The sequence below is a fragment of the Ferdinandcohnia sp. GQ5 genome (assembly GCF_059759275.1).
In genome coordinates this window covers 253,658-270,497 of the sequence record NZ_JCAXEW010000003.1, presented here as the reverse complement: position 1 = coordinate 270,497, position 16,840 = coordinate 253,658, and the positions used below count along the sequence as shown (strand labels likewise).

Annotated in this window: 15 protein-coding genes, 1 pseudogene and 1 riboswitch; of the genes and pseudogenes, 1 reads left to right on the top strand and 15 read right to left on the bottom strand. The window is 37.8% G+C overall.

The features are described from left to right. Positions 1-150 precede the first annotated feature (150 nt). Positions 151-1,050 (bottom strand): lipoyl synthase, encoded by a 900-nt coding sequence (gene lipA, locus AC6CHV_RS05550; protein WP_341330502.1) that lies wholly within the window; start codon positions 1,048-1,050, stop codon positions 151-153. Between the two features lie 298 nt (positions 1,051-1,348). On the opposite strand from lipA, the gene AC6CHV_RS05545 reads away from it, so the two are divergent. After that, a complete protein-coding gene (locus tag AC6CHV_RS05545; protein ID WP_121446481.1) occupies positions 1,349-2,299 on the top strand; it encodes a peptidoglycan DD-metalloendopeptidase family protein in 951 nt (316 codons plus the stop codon). Between the two features lie 72 nt (positions 2,300-2,371). Here the strand turns inward: AC6CHV_RS05545 and AC6CHV_RS05540 are convergent, their stop codons facing one another. From AC6CHV_RS05540 to AC6CHV_RS05475, 14 genes and pseudogenes are all read right to left on the bottom strand, one after another. Beyond that, positions 2,372-2,485, bottom strand: a complete 114-nt coding sequence (locus AC6CHV_RS05540; RefSeq protein ID WP_341330501.1) for a methionine/alanine import family NSS transporter small subunit — start codon at positions 2,483-2,485, stop codon at positions 2,372-2,374. After that, on the bottom strand, positions 2,482-4,023 hold the full coding sequence (locus AC6CHV_RS05535; RefSeq protein ID WP_341330500.1) for a sodium-dependent transporter: 1,542 nt from the start codon (positions 4,021-4,023) through the stop codon (positions 2,482-2,484). Before AC6CHV_RS05535 ends, AC6CHV_RS05540 begins: the two co-directional genes overlap by 4 nt. 250 nt (positions 4,024-4,273) lie before the next feature. Then, a complete protein-coding gene (locus AC6CHV_RS05530; protein ID WP_498078289.1) occupies positions 4,274-5,857 on the bottom strand; it encodes a Na+/H+ antiporter NhaC family protein in 1,584 nt (527 codons plus the stop codon). A gap of 127 nt (positions 5,858-5,984) precedes the next feature. Further along, positions 5,985-6,167: riboswitch (Lysine riboswitch) on the bottom strand. 94 nt (positions 6,168-6,261) lie between these two features. Then, positions 6,262-7,020 (bottom strand): sporulation protein YunB, encoded by a 759-nt coding sequence (yunB, locus tag AC6CHV_RS05525; protein ID WP_341330498.1) that lies wholly within the window; start codon positions 7,018-7,020, stop codon positions 6,262-6,264. 123 nt (positions 7,021-7,143) lie between these two features. Next, the gene (locus AC6CHV_RS05520; RefSeq protein ID WP_121446215.1) at positions 7,144-7,446 is read right to left on the bottom strand and encodes a DUF1805 domain-containing protein; all 303 of its coding nucleotides are present in this window, start codon (positions 7,444-7,446) and stop codon (positions 7,144-7,146) included. A 123-nt stretch (positions 7,447-7,569) separates the two neighbouring features. After that, positions 7,570-8,961, bottom strand: a complete 1,392-nt coding sequence (locus AC6CHV_RS05515; RefSeq protein WP_341330497.1) for a bifunctional metallophosphatase/5'-nucleotidase — start codon at positions 8,959-8,961, stop codon at positions 7,570-7,572. 95 nt (positions 8,962-9,056) lie between these two features. After that, positions 9,057-9,906, bottom strand: a pseudogene (locus AC6CHV_RS05510) (DUF72 domain-containing protein). Positions 9,907-9,985: 79 nt separating this feature from the next. Next, positions 9,986-11,383: a Fe-S cluster assembly protein SufB gene (sufB, locus tag AC6CHV_RS05505; RefSeq protein WP_498078288.1), complete on the bottom strand. Its 1,398-nt coding sequence runs from the start codon at positions 11,381-11,383 to the stop codon at positions 9,986-9,988. A 58-nt stretch (positions 11,384-11,441) separates the two neighbouring features. Next, the gene (gene sufU / locus AC6CHV_RS05500) at positions 11,442-11,888 is read right to left on the bottom strand and encodes a Fe-S cluster assembly sulfur transfer protein SufU (protein WP_121446219.1); all 447 of its coding nucleotides are present in this window, start codon (positions 11,886-11,888) and stop codon (positions 11,442-11,444) included. Continuing rightward, a complete protein-coding gene (locus tag AC6CHV_RS05495; protein WP_341330496.1) occupies positions 11,878-13,098 on the bottom strand; it encodes a cysteine desulfurase in 1,221 nt (406 codons plus the stop codon). The genes sufU and AC6CHV_RS05495 overlap by 11 nt, the downstream gene beginning before the upstream one ends. Then, a complete protein-coding gene (gene sufD, locus AC6CHV_RS05490) occupies positions 13,098-14,405 on the bottom strand; it encodes a Fe-S cluster assembly protein SufD (RefSeq protein ID WP_341330495.1) in 1,308 nt (435 codons plus the stop codon). The genes AC6CHV_RS05495 and sufD overlap by 1 nt, the downstream gene beginning before the upstream one ends. A gap of 17 nt (positions 14,406-14,422) precedes the next feature. After that, positions 14,423-15,208 carry a Fe-S cluster assembly ATPase SufC gene (gene sufC, locus AC6CHV_RS05485; protein ID WP_341330494.1) on the bottom strand — a complete coding sequence of 262 codons (786 nt, stop codon included), beginning with the start codon at positions 15,206-15,208 and terminating at the stop codon, positions 14,423-14,425. Positions 15,209-15,580: 372 nt separating this feature from the next. Next, positions 15,581-15,730, bottom strand: coding sequence for a YuzK family famiily protein (locus tag AC6CHV_RS05480; RefSeq protein ID WP_341330493.1), 150 nt, complete (start codon positions 15,728-15,730; stop codon positions 15,581-15,583). Positions 15,731-15,997: 267 nt separating this feature from the next. Further along, the gene (locus AC6CHV_RS05475; protein ID WP_341330492.1) at positions 15,998-16,840 is read right to left on the bottom strand and encodes a MetQ/NlpA family ABC transporter substrate-binding protein; all 843 of its coding nucleotides are present in this window, start codon (positions 16,838-16,840) and stop codon (positions 15,998-16,000) included.

Below are 16,840 nucleotides of genomic sequence, written 5' to 3'. Positions count from 1 at the left end.
CCCTAGTATCAACAATAAAGGTGGAATTGAATTCAATCCTGAAATAGATCGCACAACTGATAATAAAGGGAATGAAGACCAAAAGAGAGATGATGGAAGAGAATTATTGCAAAAAGGAACGCATTAAAAAAAGGGGATTTCCCCCTTTTTTTATGCTTGTTTAACTTGTTGATTTGATTTTGCTGCATTTACTTGCTCATCCGCATGGTAAGAAGAACGTACAAGAGGACCGGCTTCACAATGACTGAAACCTTTACTTAATGCAATCTCTTTTAATTCTGCAAATTCATCTGGATGATAGTATTTTTCAACCTTCAAATGCTTTTTCGTTGGTTGTAAATATTGACCAATTGTAATGATATCTACATTGTTTGCTCGAAGGTCGTCCATTGTTTCAATGATTTCTTCCTTCGTTTCGCCAAGGCCGATCATGATACTTGATTTTGTTGGAATTTCTGCATTCATTTCTTTTGCACGACGTAAAAATTCAAGTGAACGTTCATATTTTGCACGTGCACGAACACGGTCAGATAGACGGCGAACCGTTTCAATATTATGGTTCATAATGTCGGGCTTTGCATCCATTAGGATTTTTAGATTTTCGTGCACTCCACCCATATCAGATGGTAGCACTTCAATTGAGGTAAATGGATTCTTTCTACGAATTGCACGTACTGTTTCTGCAAATACCGCAGCTCCACCGTCCTTCAAATCGTCACGAGCAACTGTTGTAATAACAACATGCTTTAATCCCATCATTGCGACAGAATCAGCTACCCGCTCTGGTTCTGCCCAATCCAATTCATTTGGAAGGCCTGTCTTAACCGCGCAAAAGCGACAAGCGCGAGTACAAGTGTCCCCAAGAATCATAAAAGTAGCTGTTTTTCTTACAGCCCAACATTCGTGAATATTAGGACATTTAGCTTCCTCACAAACGGTATGTAATTGCTTCTCTCTCATCATTTTCTTTAAGCCAGTGTAGCTTTCATTCGTATTCAGTTTTATTTTTAGCCATTCCGGCTTTCGAAGATATTCTTGTTTTTTTGACATACTTCATCACTCCATTGCAAAGGCTATCCCTATTATACTCCTAACTACTTTAAGAATCCAAGTATTCGATTTATTTGTATTTTTTAGCTTCCAACAATTAGTGATTATGAAAATGAGATGATTTAACAAACTAACAAGGAAGAGACATTTTTATTTAATTCAAATTAGACAAATTCGACTTATTAAATGCCTATAGATGCCTTTTTAAAACAATACTTCCTTGTGTTATTTTAGTGAAAGGAGATTTGCGTGCGTGAACAGAAAACTTGGTATAGTTGTTGTTATTTGCTTACTTTTAATGTGTATGCCTTTGGATGCAAGTGCAAATGAGGATCAACAAAAAGTTTTTCAGGAACGAATGAACCTCTATACAAAGATGGAAACAGTAACACAGATTCCTTGGTACTATTATGCGGCTATTGACCAGTATGAAAGAAGCATCCGTCGTTCCCGAAAAGATATTCCGAAAGAAACCGGGTTAATTGGAATTTATATTAAACCAGAGACTTGGGCGGGGGCTTTAAACCCAAATCCAAATGATTCGAACCCTTATAGTATTCAACTTTTTGGAGGAATAGGTCTTGATGGTAACGGGGATGGAGTTGCAGATCAAACGAATGATGAGGATATCCTACTTACGATTTCAGAGCAAATTTTAGCGTACGGGACTGATCCTGATAATATCAGAATCGGTTTATGGGATTATTACAAACGGGACAAATCGGTTTCACTGATTACGGGAATTGCTAAAATCTATTCAACATATGGCACACTTGATTTAGATAAACATGCCTTTCCGGTTCCTCTTGGCTATAATCACAGCTATAAAAATACTTGGGGAGATGCGCGTGGCTGGGGAGGTCGTAGAATGCATGAAGGCACTGACATCTTTGCAAGCTACGGAACACCGGTAAGGGCAACCTCATATGGGGTCATCGAAATGAAAGGTTGGAACCGTTTTGGTGGATGGCGTATCGGTATCCGCGATGTTAATAATACGTACCATTACTTTGCTCACTTAAATGGATTTGCGAAGGATATAGCAATCGGGCAAGTTGTTGAACCTGGTACAGTGATTGGCTCTGTTGGAAGTTCTGGCTATGGACCACCAGGAACTGCCGGAAAGTTCCCTCCACATCTTCACTACGGAATGTACAAAGACAACGGGTATACAGAATGGTCCTTTGATCCATATCCGCATCTAAGGGCTTGGGAAAGATCAGAAAGACAAGCCAGAAAACGTAAATGATTAAAGGCTGTGGAAATTTTTCACCACAGCCTTTCTCCGTTCTATTTTGACCCTCTTTTTATAATTATTTCTTTAACCTTGTTTCGCTTGTTTAGCCTTTTTAGCAGCATGTGCAATACTTGCTACTAATCCTCCCCATAAGATAACCATCCCAATGATCATCATCGCAATTGCTCCACCGGTCATAGTCCTACCTCCTTGTCACTACCAGAAGAGTAGTTGTCATTTAAAGCTGCACTTCCCCACTTTTTAAGTGAAAACACAATCCCTAATATAATGACTCCTGCTGCAATGAAAACACCTGGGAAGAGTATAAATGAAGTTGCATACCCTTCATAGTTTCCAGTTGCATTGTCAAATTGTTGAAGGATATTTTGCTTGAATAAGTCAAACATCATATATCCTAAAACGACTGGTGTAATTACGCCTAAACAAATCTTCCACCAACCACCTGCACGAATATCGGAAATCGCATTTGCATGTGCTTGTAATGGATTCATTTGCTTGAATACCCAAGCAATAAGTATTACTTCAACTAAACCGGCAACAGCAATACCAAATTGGTTAATGAAGTAGTCAACTACATCTAGGAAGTATAAGCCTCCATTTGTAGAATATAGGATTGAAATAAGTGATGCTAACCCTGCACCATATATGACTGCCTTGTTACGTGTAAGATTAAATTTGTCTTGAACTGCAGCAATGAACACTTCACAAATCGAAATTAATGACGTTAATCCGGCAAATACTAATGACAAGAAGAAAAGCGCTCCGAAAAATTCGCCAAATGGCATTTGGTTAATAATTTGCGGGAAGACCGCAAATGCTAGACCAACACCTGCACTAGCTACTTCTTCTACAGGTACATTCGCTTGTGCTGCCATAAAGCCTAATGCCGCGAATACCCCGATACCTGCTAATAGTTCAAAACCTGAGTTTGCAAAACCGGTAATAAATGCATTGTTTACTACATCGGACTTTTTAGGTAAATAACTTGCATAAGTAATCATAATTGCAAAACCAATTGATAAACTAAAGAAAATGTGCCCGTATGCCGCTACCCAAACCTCTCCAGACATAATTTTATCCCAGTTAGGTTGGAAGAATGAATTTAGACCCGTGCTTGCTCCTTCAAGTGTTACTGCACGAATAACGATAATCGTAAAAATAACTAATAGTGTAGGAATGAAAATCTTATTCGCTTTTTCAATCCCCTTTTTCACGCCTTTAAATAGGATAAATAGTGTAATAGCCCAAACAACGACTAAAGGCCCAAAAACCCCAAGTACTGGCGCTCCAACTTCTCCTGGAGTTTCAGCTAAATGTAAGTACTTAGAGAATAAGAATCCTCCTGTATCTTCTCCCCACGCTTTATTAAATGAAAAGAATGTATACGAAATTGCCCATGCGATAATAACTGCATAATAGGTGGCGATAACGAAAGAAATTAATACCTGCCACCACCCAAGCCATTCTAACTTTTTATTTAAACGGAAAAATGACAAAGGTGCTGATCCTCTAAACTTTTGTCCGATTGTAAATTCGAGAATTAGGATTGGTATACCAGCTGTTAAAATCGCAAATAGGTATGGTAGAAAGAATGCGCCTCCTCCATTTTCGTAAGCAACATATGGAAATCTCCATATATTACCTAAACCAACCGCAGAACCGATTGCAGCCATTACGAAGCCTGCCCGCGTCCCCCACTGTGGACGATTATCCATAAAACAAACCTCCCCTTTTCCACTTTAGCCCGTTACCGTATTAGCCCTTTAGCACTAGACTGAAGTTGGAAATTTTTCTATTTTCAGATTATTTTCTATAATCTATTTATTAGTATAGCCAGTCTTTATCTCTATGTCAAAAGTTATTTTAAAATGAAATATACTTTTTAAAAAAAAGAGACAAAGGTTCTAATTACCTTTGTCTCTTATATACTAGTTAAGTTTGATTGTTACCATTTGAATAGTAATTCTATGCGTTTTGTCTGTTTTTCATAGTGAAAACAAAAATAACAAATAACAGTAAAGTAGTAAGCACTCCTAATAAGGTATTGCCTGTAAGACCTAGTACTATATATCCGATTATAGCGATAACGGCGGAAGTGATGGCATATGGTAACTGTGTCATTACATGATCAATATGATGGCTTCCAGCTCCAGTGGAGGACAGAATAGTTGTATCTGATATTGGTGAACAATGATCACCAAACACGGAACCCGCTAGGACAGCAGCTAAGGCAGGAAGTAGTAAATTAATATCTGATGCCGCTACAATGTCTCCTGCAATCGGAAGCATCATTCCAAAAGTTCCCCAAGACGTCCCTGTCGCAAATGCCATAAAGCCGGCTACAACAAATAATATGACCGGTAAAAATGCAATATTTAAATTAGACCTTTCTACGAGGCTCGCTAGATATTTACCTGTTTCAATTTGTCCAATCAAGTCAACAATTACCCAAGCAAATAGTAAAATGTATACAGCTGGGAGCATTGATTTTATCCCTTCAACAATTCCCTTAGGAAGAAGTCCAATGTTTAAAGCTTTTTTTGCATAAACCTGAACAAAGAATAAAATAAGTGTTACAAGAATACCTAGGATTCCACCAGATAATAGAGATCCTGTTACATCCGTATTTTCAAAAATTGTAAAAATGGTTATATTACCTTCAGAAGCTCTATAGCCTGTCCATAATAAGGAACCAACCGTACCGACGACTAATGCAATAATCGGCCAAACCAAATCACCAACAGTACCTTTCTCACTTTGAGGTAATTCCTGTTTTAATTCCCCTAATACCGGTTTTTCAGGGTCTGTTACTTCCCCTGTTGTTAATGCACGATTTTCATGGGTTTTCATACTACCAAAATTAATATTAAAAATGGCTACAGCTATTACCATTAAAATCGAAACGAGTACATAAAGGTTTAACGGAATCATTCGAATAAATGCAGATAACGGAGAAAACTCCGATACACCATGTGTTACTAAGATAGGTGCCAAGATTGCAATAATATAAGCACCCCAGCTAGAAATTGGTGAGACAACACAAATTGGTGCGGATGTTGAATCAATAATATAGGCTAACTTTGCACGTGAAACTTTATTTCGGTCTGTAATTGGTCTACTTACTTGTCCAACAGCCAAGGCATTAAAATAATCATCAATAAAAATAATAACACCTAAAACAGCTGCTAAAAGCTGTGCACCCGTTCTCGTTCTTACTTTTGTTTGCGCCCATTCACCAAAAGCACGGCTACCGCCAGAGATGGAGATAAAGGCAGTAATAACTCCTAATAAGAATAAAAACAATATGATATATACATTCCATGTATTAAGTGCGCCTTCTGAAACGAAGACTCCTTTAATGCTATTCCAGATAGTGAGTAAAACGTCTTGTAGCCAAAATCCGACTCCTTCATTCGTTAGTACATTTCCATGTAATATGAATGCAGCCGAAACAATGCCGACTCCAAGTGATAGTAAAACCCTTCTTGTTAAAACAACCATGAGAAGCGCAATGATCGGTGGGATAATTGAATATATTGTTCCAGACATGATATGTGATTCCTCCAAGTGTTATTTTGGAGGGCGTGGTGAAAGAAGATACTCTTTAGAAGACAAAAAGAGAGTATGATAGAAAATAACTATCATTACTCTCTGTAATGTTATGTTATCCTCCATCACGATCAGTAGCCCTCCATTATAGATCATTTCTATAATGACAGTGTTACCCTTTTTCAAGGCAACCCCAACAAAAATAACATTGACGTGTTTATTTTTGCTTCGGCAAAAAATCCTTTCAACTATGATCTACGTTGTCATCCTCACATAGTTTACTCTTATTTTCTGCACCTCTACCTCATCGATCCGATAAGGTGGTGTATTCATTTTTATTAATTCCATCGCTAGTATATCTGATTTTTCACTTAGATTCAACTATTCTAGTATAGTATTTTTTACTAATTTGTCGGTATCTCTATCGAAGGAGATGAATCCCCACCATTATTATAGAAGTCTGGAACATCATGTAAAATGTTTTGATTGATTACAGGGATAATTGTTTCAATTTCAACCTCTCCTGTTGAGAAAGGTAAAATAACCTGCATCGTCACTGTCGCAAGAACATTATATTGAAACCACCCATTATTAATCCCCCACTCATCAATTCTTCCTTGTGGCGTAGTTTCTCCAAATCCAATCATATGAAAACGAATTGGTATTTGTGGACCTAAGTTTCCTAAGAGGGCATTATTGGTTGCTTCCCCAAGGGGTACTTTAAAAACAAAGCCCGTTTGTCCACTGGCATCATCCGTTTCAATTTCTAAATCAGGATATTCAAGTTTATTAATTTCACCTTCATTTACATACTTTAAGTACCGCTCAATATTTCCGAGTGTCTTTGTCGCCATTTTATTGACGACCTGAGTATTGTAACTAATCACTTTCCCATTTTCATCTGTTTGCACAATACTTAAATCCTCTTGGACCAATTCTTCCTCGTTTAATTGTTGGTTAATAGCGTTTTTAATAACTGTGGCAGCAACCTTCTTCGTTTCATTTTCAGCATATGCCATGAGTGCGGGCTCTATCGCTTTGTTAATAATGAATAAACCAATAACAGTTGAGAGAATAAAAAATACGAATGTTAATAAGAAGACGTAACGGAAAGGCAAGGGCCCTTTCCTTCTTGGTTGTAGACGAGCTCTATACTTTCCCAAACGAAAATCCCCCCTTACAAGCTATGTGTATGCAAGTAAGGAGGGATGTACGATAACTATTTTGTTCGACAATGTTCAAGTGATGCCACGTTCTTTTATATGGTATACCTTCTCAGGTTAATTTTAGATCATTTTTAGTAGGGCGTCTCTGCCTTTCATGCCTACTGTAATGCCTCGGTTTTCGGCTTCAATTGTAATTGATTCAAGAGGGGCTTCCAGTAATTGCTCGATTGTACGAACACCAACTGCCCTACCAGCAATAATGCCTCGTTCTTTAAGTTTTTCGTTTAATAATGCAACATCGAGAGCTCCGCACATAATATAGCCATTTTCATTCGTGACTGCCATAAAATTTGTCTTAGGCAGGTTAACGGTAATGGCTGTAAATTGATGATTATCAATTACGATTGGTGTCATTGAGACCATTCCTAGCACACTCCTTTCCCTAACTAATTTATGTAACGGGAAAGTGATTTGTGTTTGAAATAGTACTAGTCATAGACCTATCTTTCTCTAATCCTTTTGACTAAGTATCTTTAGTACGTTTTGCTAATTGTTTTTTAATTTTTCAGCTAAAAGATCTCGTAAGAATTCTGGCATATAGTATTTTTTATCCTTTGCATCCCGTATGACAGGAAAGAGTGAACCGAATGTGAACATATCAATGGTAGCAATTGAATACGTTTTGTCAGGATCGAGGTCCTCCCCATTGATTTTAATATCGGTAATGTGATCTAATCCATCCGAAAGCTTTGTAGTGTAAAGCTCTACGCCGTCATATACCATTTTGCCCATTACCTTTCCACGGAATCCTAGACCCTTAATATGGAGGTTTTCCATTTCCTTTGTGTTTGCTTGTAAAATAATTTCCTTCAGTTCATCGCCCTTAACCCAGACCTTACATGGATTAATAGGATGTGGGCAAATTCGATGCAAGTCTTCTCTTGTTACCTTTCCTGGTGGAAGCGAGTCAAGCAATAGCCCTGAGTTCACCATCGATATGTCTCCTGCACACCATTCGCGAAGGACCTCAGCTAAAAGCTTGGAAAATGAGTTTTCCGCAAACCAATCACTTAGAAGTGGTTGGTCAATTTCTGCAATAACATCATTTTGTAAGGTGTGTATACTTTTTGCCATGTACTCTGAAAGGATTTCAGTTGTTTCCTTACTTTCTGACAGTGATTTCGTAGGGATTACACTTGCAGCACTTTCAATGAGCTTTTTGTGCTCAGTATCAATTTTAAGAGTAACATGTCCAATATAATTCCCGTATTTTTGCGCACAGCATAGAAGTGTGTTATTGATTCTCTTTCCATTTTCTAAAAGATGATGTGTGTGCCCACCAAGTAGCACATCAACATCTGGGAAATCTCTTGCAATTTGCTCATCCTCATTGATTCCTAAATGGGACATCAGAAGCATCATATCTGTTTTGTCTTTTAATTCATTGATTGTTTCTTGTAGGATAACAAAAGGATCTTTGACGTTCCAGCCGAGCAGCTTATATAGCCCCATATAATGAACCGTTAAACCGATGATTCCTATCCTAAATCCACTTGGCAAGACATGAATATGGTAAGGATCTGCCCAGTTAGGTAACTTCCCATTTCGGTCGAATAGATTTGCAAGCAAGACCTTAAATTCTGCCTCTTCATATAAAGAATCCAGATGTTCATAAGACATCGTAATTCCTTCGTTGTTACCGATAGTAGCATAATCGTATTGAAGTTGGTTTAAGAGCTGCACATTCAATTTGCCATGGGATGCTTCTGAAATTGGATGAAAGCGATCAATATGGTCACCAATATCAATTAAGAGCATTTCCTCATTGTTAGCCTGATGAAGTTTTCTCATTTCTGTGATATATTTTGTGATTTTAGGCCATCGGTCAAAATGGCTATGGAGATCGTTTGTATGATAAATATGTACGGTTTCAATCAATCCCTACACCTCCTTTTTGCCTGTTTAAAATGCTATGGACTTCTTCTTTAGGTACTTCACTTTTGTATTTCAATTTAAATTTAGTATAGTTTTTACTAGCTAAAAAAGTCTAATTGCCTCGGCGCTAAACCTCTATATTCGATTCCGAGCATATCAATAAATTGTTTAGCATTGTCTGCCGCATCCCCACCTGAATTGTTATTAAACAATACGTAGATGGTCTCACTTGATTGATTAAGTTTCTGCACATGGTGGATCCATTCTTCTAGCTCTTCTTTATTATACTTATATAAATAACGCACATCACGCCAATTGCCTTGTTTTGGCTTTGTCCAGCCATGAACATTTCTGCCATGGAAACGTACGAGCGTTTTTAGTTTATCGGTTGGATGGAGGACTGTCGGAATTGACCCTTGGCCTGCCTGTGGCTCATCGCAAATACTATGAATCCAGCCTTCCTGTTCCATAAATTGTAATGTTTGTTTTTTTAGTTGTGGTGAAAACCATGATTGATGGCGGAATTCAAGCGCTACAGGAAATTTCTCCCATCTGTTGCTTGCACCACCTTAAGTAGTCTACATTTTCTCGTTTACAATCATACCATGGAGGAAATTGAAATAAAACCATGGCAAGCTTATTTGCTTGTTGATAAGGTTCCAGTGACAAACGAAAAGCATCAAACATGTCTTCCTTTGATTCAAATGGAATTTCTCCACGTTGATGACCTGTCATCCCCTGATAAGCTTTAACAATGAATTGAAAAGATTCAGGTGTGTCTCTCAGCCATTTTTCCACATTACGTTTAGGCTGAATGGCATAGAAAGACGCATCCACCTCGACAATTGGAAAGTGACCAGCATATTCTTTTAGTTTATCACTGGGTGTAGTTCCTGCTGTATATAGACTATCGTGGTCACCCCAGCCAGTTACACCAATATAAATCATGGAGTCACCTCCTATTACGATTATGTACAAAAATAACTCGCTTGAGAGTATCTCAAACGAGTTATTGCAAGTTTTCTTATTAACCGATAGAACCTTCCATTTCGAATTTGATTAAGCGGTTCATTTCAACAGCATATTCCATTGGAAGCTCTTTAGTAAATGGCTCGATAAAGCCCATTACGATCATTTCAGTAGCTTCTTGCTCAGAAATACCACGGCTCATTAGATAGAATAGTTGTTCTTCAGATACTTTAGATACCTTAGCTTCATGCTCTAATGAAATATTGTCATTTAAAATTTCATTATATGGAATTGTATCAGATGTCGACTGATTATCCATGATTAACGTATCACATTCGATATTAGAACGTGCTCCATGTGCTCTACGTCCGAAGTGTACAATACCACGGTATGTTACTTTACCACCGTGTTTAGCAATAGACTTCGATACGATAGTAGAAGACGTATTTGGAGCAAGGTGAGTCATTTTCGCACCCGCATCCTGGTGTTGACATTTACCAGCAATTGCAATGGAAAGAGTCATACCACGCGCTCCTTCACCACGAAGGATAACAGCTGGATATTTCATTGTTAATTTTGAACCAATGTTACCATCGATCCATTCCATTGTTGCATTCGCATCACAAACTGCACGTTTTGTAACTAGGTTATACACGTTGTTAGCCCAGTTTTGAATAGTTGTATAACGGCAGTACGCATCTTTTTTAATGATGATTTCAACAACAGCACTGTGTAGTGAGTTTGTTGTATAAACAGGAGCAGTACATCCTTCAACATAATGTACGCTTGCACCCTCATCAACAATAATTAATGTACGCTCGAATTGCCCCATGTTTTCAGAGTTGATACGGAAATATGCTTGAAGTGGTGTATCAACCTTAACACCTGGTGGTACGTAGATAAATGATCCACCAGACCAAACTGCTGAGTTCAATGCCGCGAACTTGTTATCAGTTGGAGGAATAACCTTTGCCCAGTGCTCACGGAAAATATCTTCATTCTCTTTAAGAGCAGAATCTGTATCCTTAAATACAATTCCTAGTTCTTCCAGGTCTTCCTTCATATTATGGTATACAACCTCTGATTCGTACTGGGCTGAAACACCAGCAAGATATTTTTGTTCAGCTTCAGGAATACCTAACTTATCAAAAGTTGCTTTAATTTCTTCAGGAACTTCGTCCCATGACTTTTCGGATTTCTCAGATGGTTTTACGTAATACGTAATCTCATCAAAGTTTAAGCTATTAAGGTCTCCACCCCATTGTGGCATAGGCATGTTGTAAAAATGCTCTAAGGATTTAAGACGGAAGTCTAACATCCACTGAGGCTCTTCTTTCATGCGTGAGATTTCTTCAACAATTTCCTTTGTTAAACCACGTTCTGAACGGAAGATGGAAACGTCTTTATCTGCAAAGCCATATTTATAATCGCCAATTTCAGGCATTTTCTTTGCCATTCTACTTCACTCCATTCTATGTGAGGAATCCTCATAACAAAATGTTAGGAGAAATCAATCACGATTCATTTTGTTCGTTCTTAAATCCCTTTTCCATTGCCTTCCAAGCTAATGTCGCACATTTAATACGTGCTGGGAATTTTGAAACGCCCTGAAGTGCTTCAATGTCTCCTAAATCAATGCTATCATCATATTCTTTTCCTAGCATCATTTCTGAGAAGATTTGTGACATTTTTAATGCATCTTCAATTTTTCTGCCTTTAATCGCTTGAGTCATCATTGATGCGGATGACATTGAAATGGAACAACCTTCTCCATCGAATTTAGCATCTTGAACGACTCCATCATCAACTTTTAATGTAAGATGAATTCGGTCTCCACAGGTTGGGTTATTCATATCAATTGTTAATGCCCCATCTTGGATAACTCCTCGATTTCTTGGCTTTTTATAATGATCCATTATTACTTGTCGGTACAAGGTATCAAGGTTTATTCTAGAATCCATTGCTGAAATACTCCTTTGTTTTTATGAGTCCTTCAACTAGTTTATCAATTTCTTCTTCTGTATTATAGAGGTAAAAACTTGCACGGGCAGTTGCTGATACCTTTAACCATTTCATAAGTGGTTGGGCACAGTGATGTCCAGCTCTTACAGCAATACCTTCAGCATCTAGAACAGTTGCAACATCGTGTGGGTGGACATCTTCAATATTGAAAGTTACTACTCCCGCACGATGCTTAGGGCCATAAATAGTTAAACCCTCTACTTGTGACAATCGCTCGATAGCATGTGATGCTAACTTGTGCTCATGCGCAAGAATATTGTCTAAACCAATATCTTCTAAAAAGTCGATTGCAGCACCTAAACCAATTGCTCCTGCAATAATAGGAGTTCCAGCTTCAAATTTCCATGGGAGCTCTTTCCATGTTGATTCGTATAGGTCAACGAAATCGATCATTTCCCCACCTGTTTCAACTGGCTCCATTTTTTCAAGCAATGCTTTTTTGCCATATAATACACCGATACCAGTAGGTCCGCACATTTTATGGCCTGAAAAAGCTAGGAAGTCACAATCGAGGTCTTTTACATCGATTTTTAGATGTGGCGCAGCTTGTGCTCCATCAACAACCATGACAGCACCATTTCGGTGTGCAATTTCTGCAATTTCTTTAATTGGATTTATTGCACCAAGAACGTTAGAGACCATCATCACAGCAACAATTTTTGTCTGACTCGTAACAATATCTTCAACATCCTTGAGATCAATCGAACCGTCCTCTTGTAGAGGAATATACTTTAACTTCGCACCTGTTCGTTTAGCAATTTGTTGCCAAGGAATAATATTGGCATGGTGCTCCATATAGGTAATGACAATCTCATCGCCCTCACCGAGATTATCGCGTCCATAACTTGCTGCAATTGTATTGATTGCAGATGTTGTTCCCCGGGTAAAAATAACCTCTTGAATAGAAGATGCATTGATAAATTTTCTAACTTTTTCACGTGCATTCTCATAAGCATCAGTTGCTTTTGTACCTAGGGTGTGAACACCACGGTGAACATTTGAGTTGTATTCTCGATAATAGCGATCCAGCGTTTCAATTACAGTAACAGGTTTTTGAGATGTAGCAGCGCTGTCTAAATAGACAAGCGGTTTTCCATTTACCTCTTGATGTAAGATTGGGAACATGGAACGAATATCTTGGATATTCATTATTTTACTTTCCTTTCAATTACCTCAACAAGTTGTTTCTTAACTCCTTCAATTGGAAGTTGGTTTACAACAGGTGCAAGGAAACCATGAATGACTAGGCGCTCTGCTTCCATCTGTGGAATACCACGGCTCATTAAGTAATATAATTGAACAGGGTCAACCCTACCAACAGATGCAGCGTGACCTGCTGTTACATCATCTTCATCAATAAGTAAAATTGGATTTGCATCTCCACGTGCTTTTTCGCTAAGCATCAATACTCTTGATTCTTGTTCAGCATTCGATTTAGAAGCGCCATGTTCGATATGCCCAATACCATTAAAGATAGAGCTTGCGCTATCCTTCATAACACCATGTTTAAGAATATATCCTTCAGAATTCTTACCATGGTGAGTAATTCTTGTCGTAAAGTTCTGCTTTTGCTCGCCACGACCTACAACAACGGTCTTTGTATCAGCATATGAGCCGTCTCCAACTAAGTTAGTGATATTTTCGGAAATGGTATCACCATCATTCATAAGTCCGAGAGCCCATTCAACTTTACTGTCACGACCGATTACTCCACGACGAGTTACGTAAGTTGTGTTTCCTGTAGCTAAAGCATCAACAGCTCCGTAAGTAACTTTAGCATTGCTGCCTGCTATAACTTCTGAAACAATATTTACAACTGTATTTGCAGAATCTGTTGTAGAAATATAGTTTTCAACATAAGTAACTGAACTATTATCTTCAGCAACTACGATTACATGGTTAAATAGTGCGGATGCACCATTCTCTTGAATAAATACAGTTTGAAGTGGAACGGACACTTCAACATTCTTAGGAACATAAACAAATGCACCACCATTAACCAATGCAGCATGCAGTGCAGTTAGACGGTGTTCATCAACCTTGACGGCTTCTTTCATAAAATACTTTTGAAGAAGGTCACTATGTTCACGAGCAGCTGTATGAATATCAGTAAAAATAACACCACTTGCTTTTAAATCATCTGAAAGTGAGATAAAGGCTGGAGTGTTGTCACGTTGAATATATATATTCTTATCTTCTTCAACATGAATTAATGATTTAATTTCTTCAGGTAGTTCGTCAATTGAGTTATAAGGTGCACTTTCCACAACATGATTTGCAAATTGTGTAAAGTTCCATTTATCAATTTTTGTTTTATCCGGTCTTGGCATTGGAAGGTCTTCTGCTTTTTCAAGAGCTTGTAAGCGAAGTTCCTGTAACCAGCTTGGTTCACCAAGAGTAGACGAAAAACCTCTGACATAATCTTTATCAAATGGTAATTTCGTATCGATTGTCATAATAATCCTCCTTACGCTTACGCTTCTTGACCTACAGTTTCATCTTCGATTCCTAATTCTTTCTTAATCCAATCATATCCTTCAGCTTCTAGACGTTGTGCAAGTTCTGGTCCACCTGATTTCACAATACGTCCTTGCATCATTACATGAACTTTATCTGGTGTAATATAGTTAAGTAAGCGTTGGTAGTGAGTGATAATTAAGCAACCAAACTCTTCTCCGCGCATTTCATTAATTCCTTTAGAAACAACCTTCAACGCATCGATATCAAGTCCTGAGTCAATCTCATCAAGGATTGCAATCTTAGGCTCTAACATCATTAATTGTAGGATTTCGTTACGTTTCTTTTCCCCACCTGAGAAGCCCTCGTTAAGGTAACGTTGAGCCATGTCAGGATCCATTTCTAGATATTCCATGTTTTTATCCATTGTACGGATGAATTTCATTAATGAAATTTCATCACCTTCTTCACGACGTGCATTAATTGCAGAACGAAGGAAGTCTGCGTTTGTTACACCATTGATTTCACTTGGATATTGCATTGCTAAGAAAAGTCCAGCGCGTGCACGCTCATCAACTTCCATTTCTAACACATCTTCACCATCAAGAGTGATGCTTCCGCTTGTTACTTCATATTTAGGGTGGCCCATGATTGCAGATGATAAAGTTGACTTACCTGTACCATTTGGTCCCATGATTGCGTGAATTTCTCCACCGTTTATTTCAAGGTTAACCCCTTTTAAAATCTTCTTGCCTTCGATTTCGACATGAAGATCCTTAATAACTAAAGTTGATCCTGCCATAACTACTACCTCCATTAAACGAAAATATTTTGTATAGTATTGACACATTAAGTCAAAACTTCATTCTCATTTTATTCTCATTACAATCTTATATCAAATTCAAAGTGATATCAACCTTTACACATTCACACTCGTGATACATTTTTTTAATATAAGTTTTGTTGTATTATGCATTAAATGAGAAGAAAAAATTTAAATCTTGTCCAACAATTAAGATAACATAAATTACAAGGATATGTAAGGGAGAATAGATGTTATCCAATGGTAAGTATTCAAATCCTCAGTATATTTTTCACAGATTCCGATAATTCATTCTATAATATAGAAACCCAGTGTGGTGGGCACTGGGTTTCGCAATCGTAATATATCTATTTAGATGTTCACTTTGCCTATTTGAGCAATAATCATTAGACCTTGTTTATAGTCCTTTTCTCGATTAACCTCAACCCGCATACGCTCTTTGAACTTTCGACAGTAATCTTTGTAACCAATCCCATGTGCCTGATGCATTGCCTTTTCCATTTCGCCCGTATAATTCAAACGGATTTGATTGATATTGGACCAATCCCTTCTTTTTTATCGTGCTTACTTGCACATATTTAATGCTATCACCATCATCCTTTTGCCTCAACAGCTTGATTTCGGAGTATTTAAAGCTCCCAATCCTTATTTGACTAAATGGATAACACTAGGAACACAGGAGATACAATTCAATCAATTTCCTTTGTTTTCCTCGAGAATATTCAAAAATCGAAAAGAGGCTTACCAATAGGCAAGCCTCTTTTGTTATTATTCAACTACAGTAACAGCACCAGCGTATTTTTCTTCAATAAACTTTTGAATTTCTTCAGATTTTAACACTTCTACTAGTGCTTTGATTTCTTCTCGATCTTCATCGCCCTTATTCACAACAACGAGGTTTGCAGGTACTACATCATCACCTTCAAAGGCAATACCGTCTTCTGCAATATTCACTCCACCTTCAAGAGCGTAGTTTGTGTTAATTACAACCGCATCTCCTTCACCATTTTCAAAGGATGTAGCAAGAAGTTTTGCTTCAATTAATGTAGAAAAATCTAGATTTTTTGGATTTTCGACGATGTCTTCAACTCTTGCTTGATCGCCAACCCCTTCTTTAAGTTTGATAATACCTTCTCTTTCAAAAATCGGTAAAATACGGCCATGGTCACTAAAAGAGTTACTCATAATAATTTTTGCACCATCTGGTAGCTCCTTTAAACTTTTGTATTCTTTAGAATAAATCCCAATAGGCTCTTTATGAATTTCTCCAACACTTACAAAGTCAAAGTCAGGGTTGTCCTTTAGTTGCAGGTCTAAATAACCTGGTGTTTGGAAGTAGTTTGCATCAAGTTCTTTTTCATGCAATGCAACGTTCGGTAAAATATAGTCTGTAAAAACTTCTATTTCAAGGTCAATTCCTTTATCTTTTAATAAAGGTTTTGCTTGTTCAAGGACTTCTGCATGTGGAACAGCTGACGCACCTACAACAAGCTTTTTATTTCCTTCTGCTTCTTGAGTGTCTCCTCCATCACCAGCATCGTCATTTCCGCCACAAGCAACTAGGGCAAATGAAAGTAGTCCAAATAGTAGTACATAAAGTAATTTTTTCAT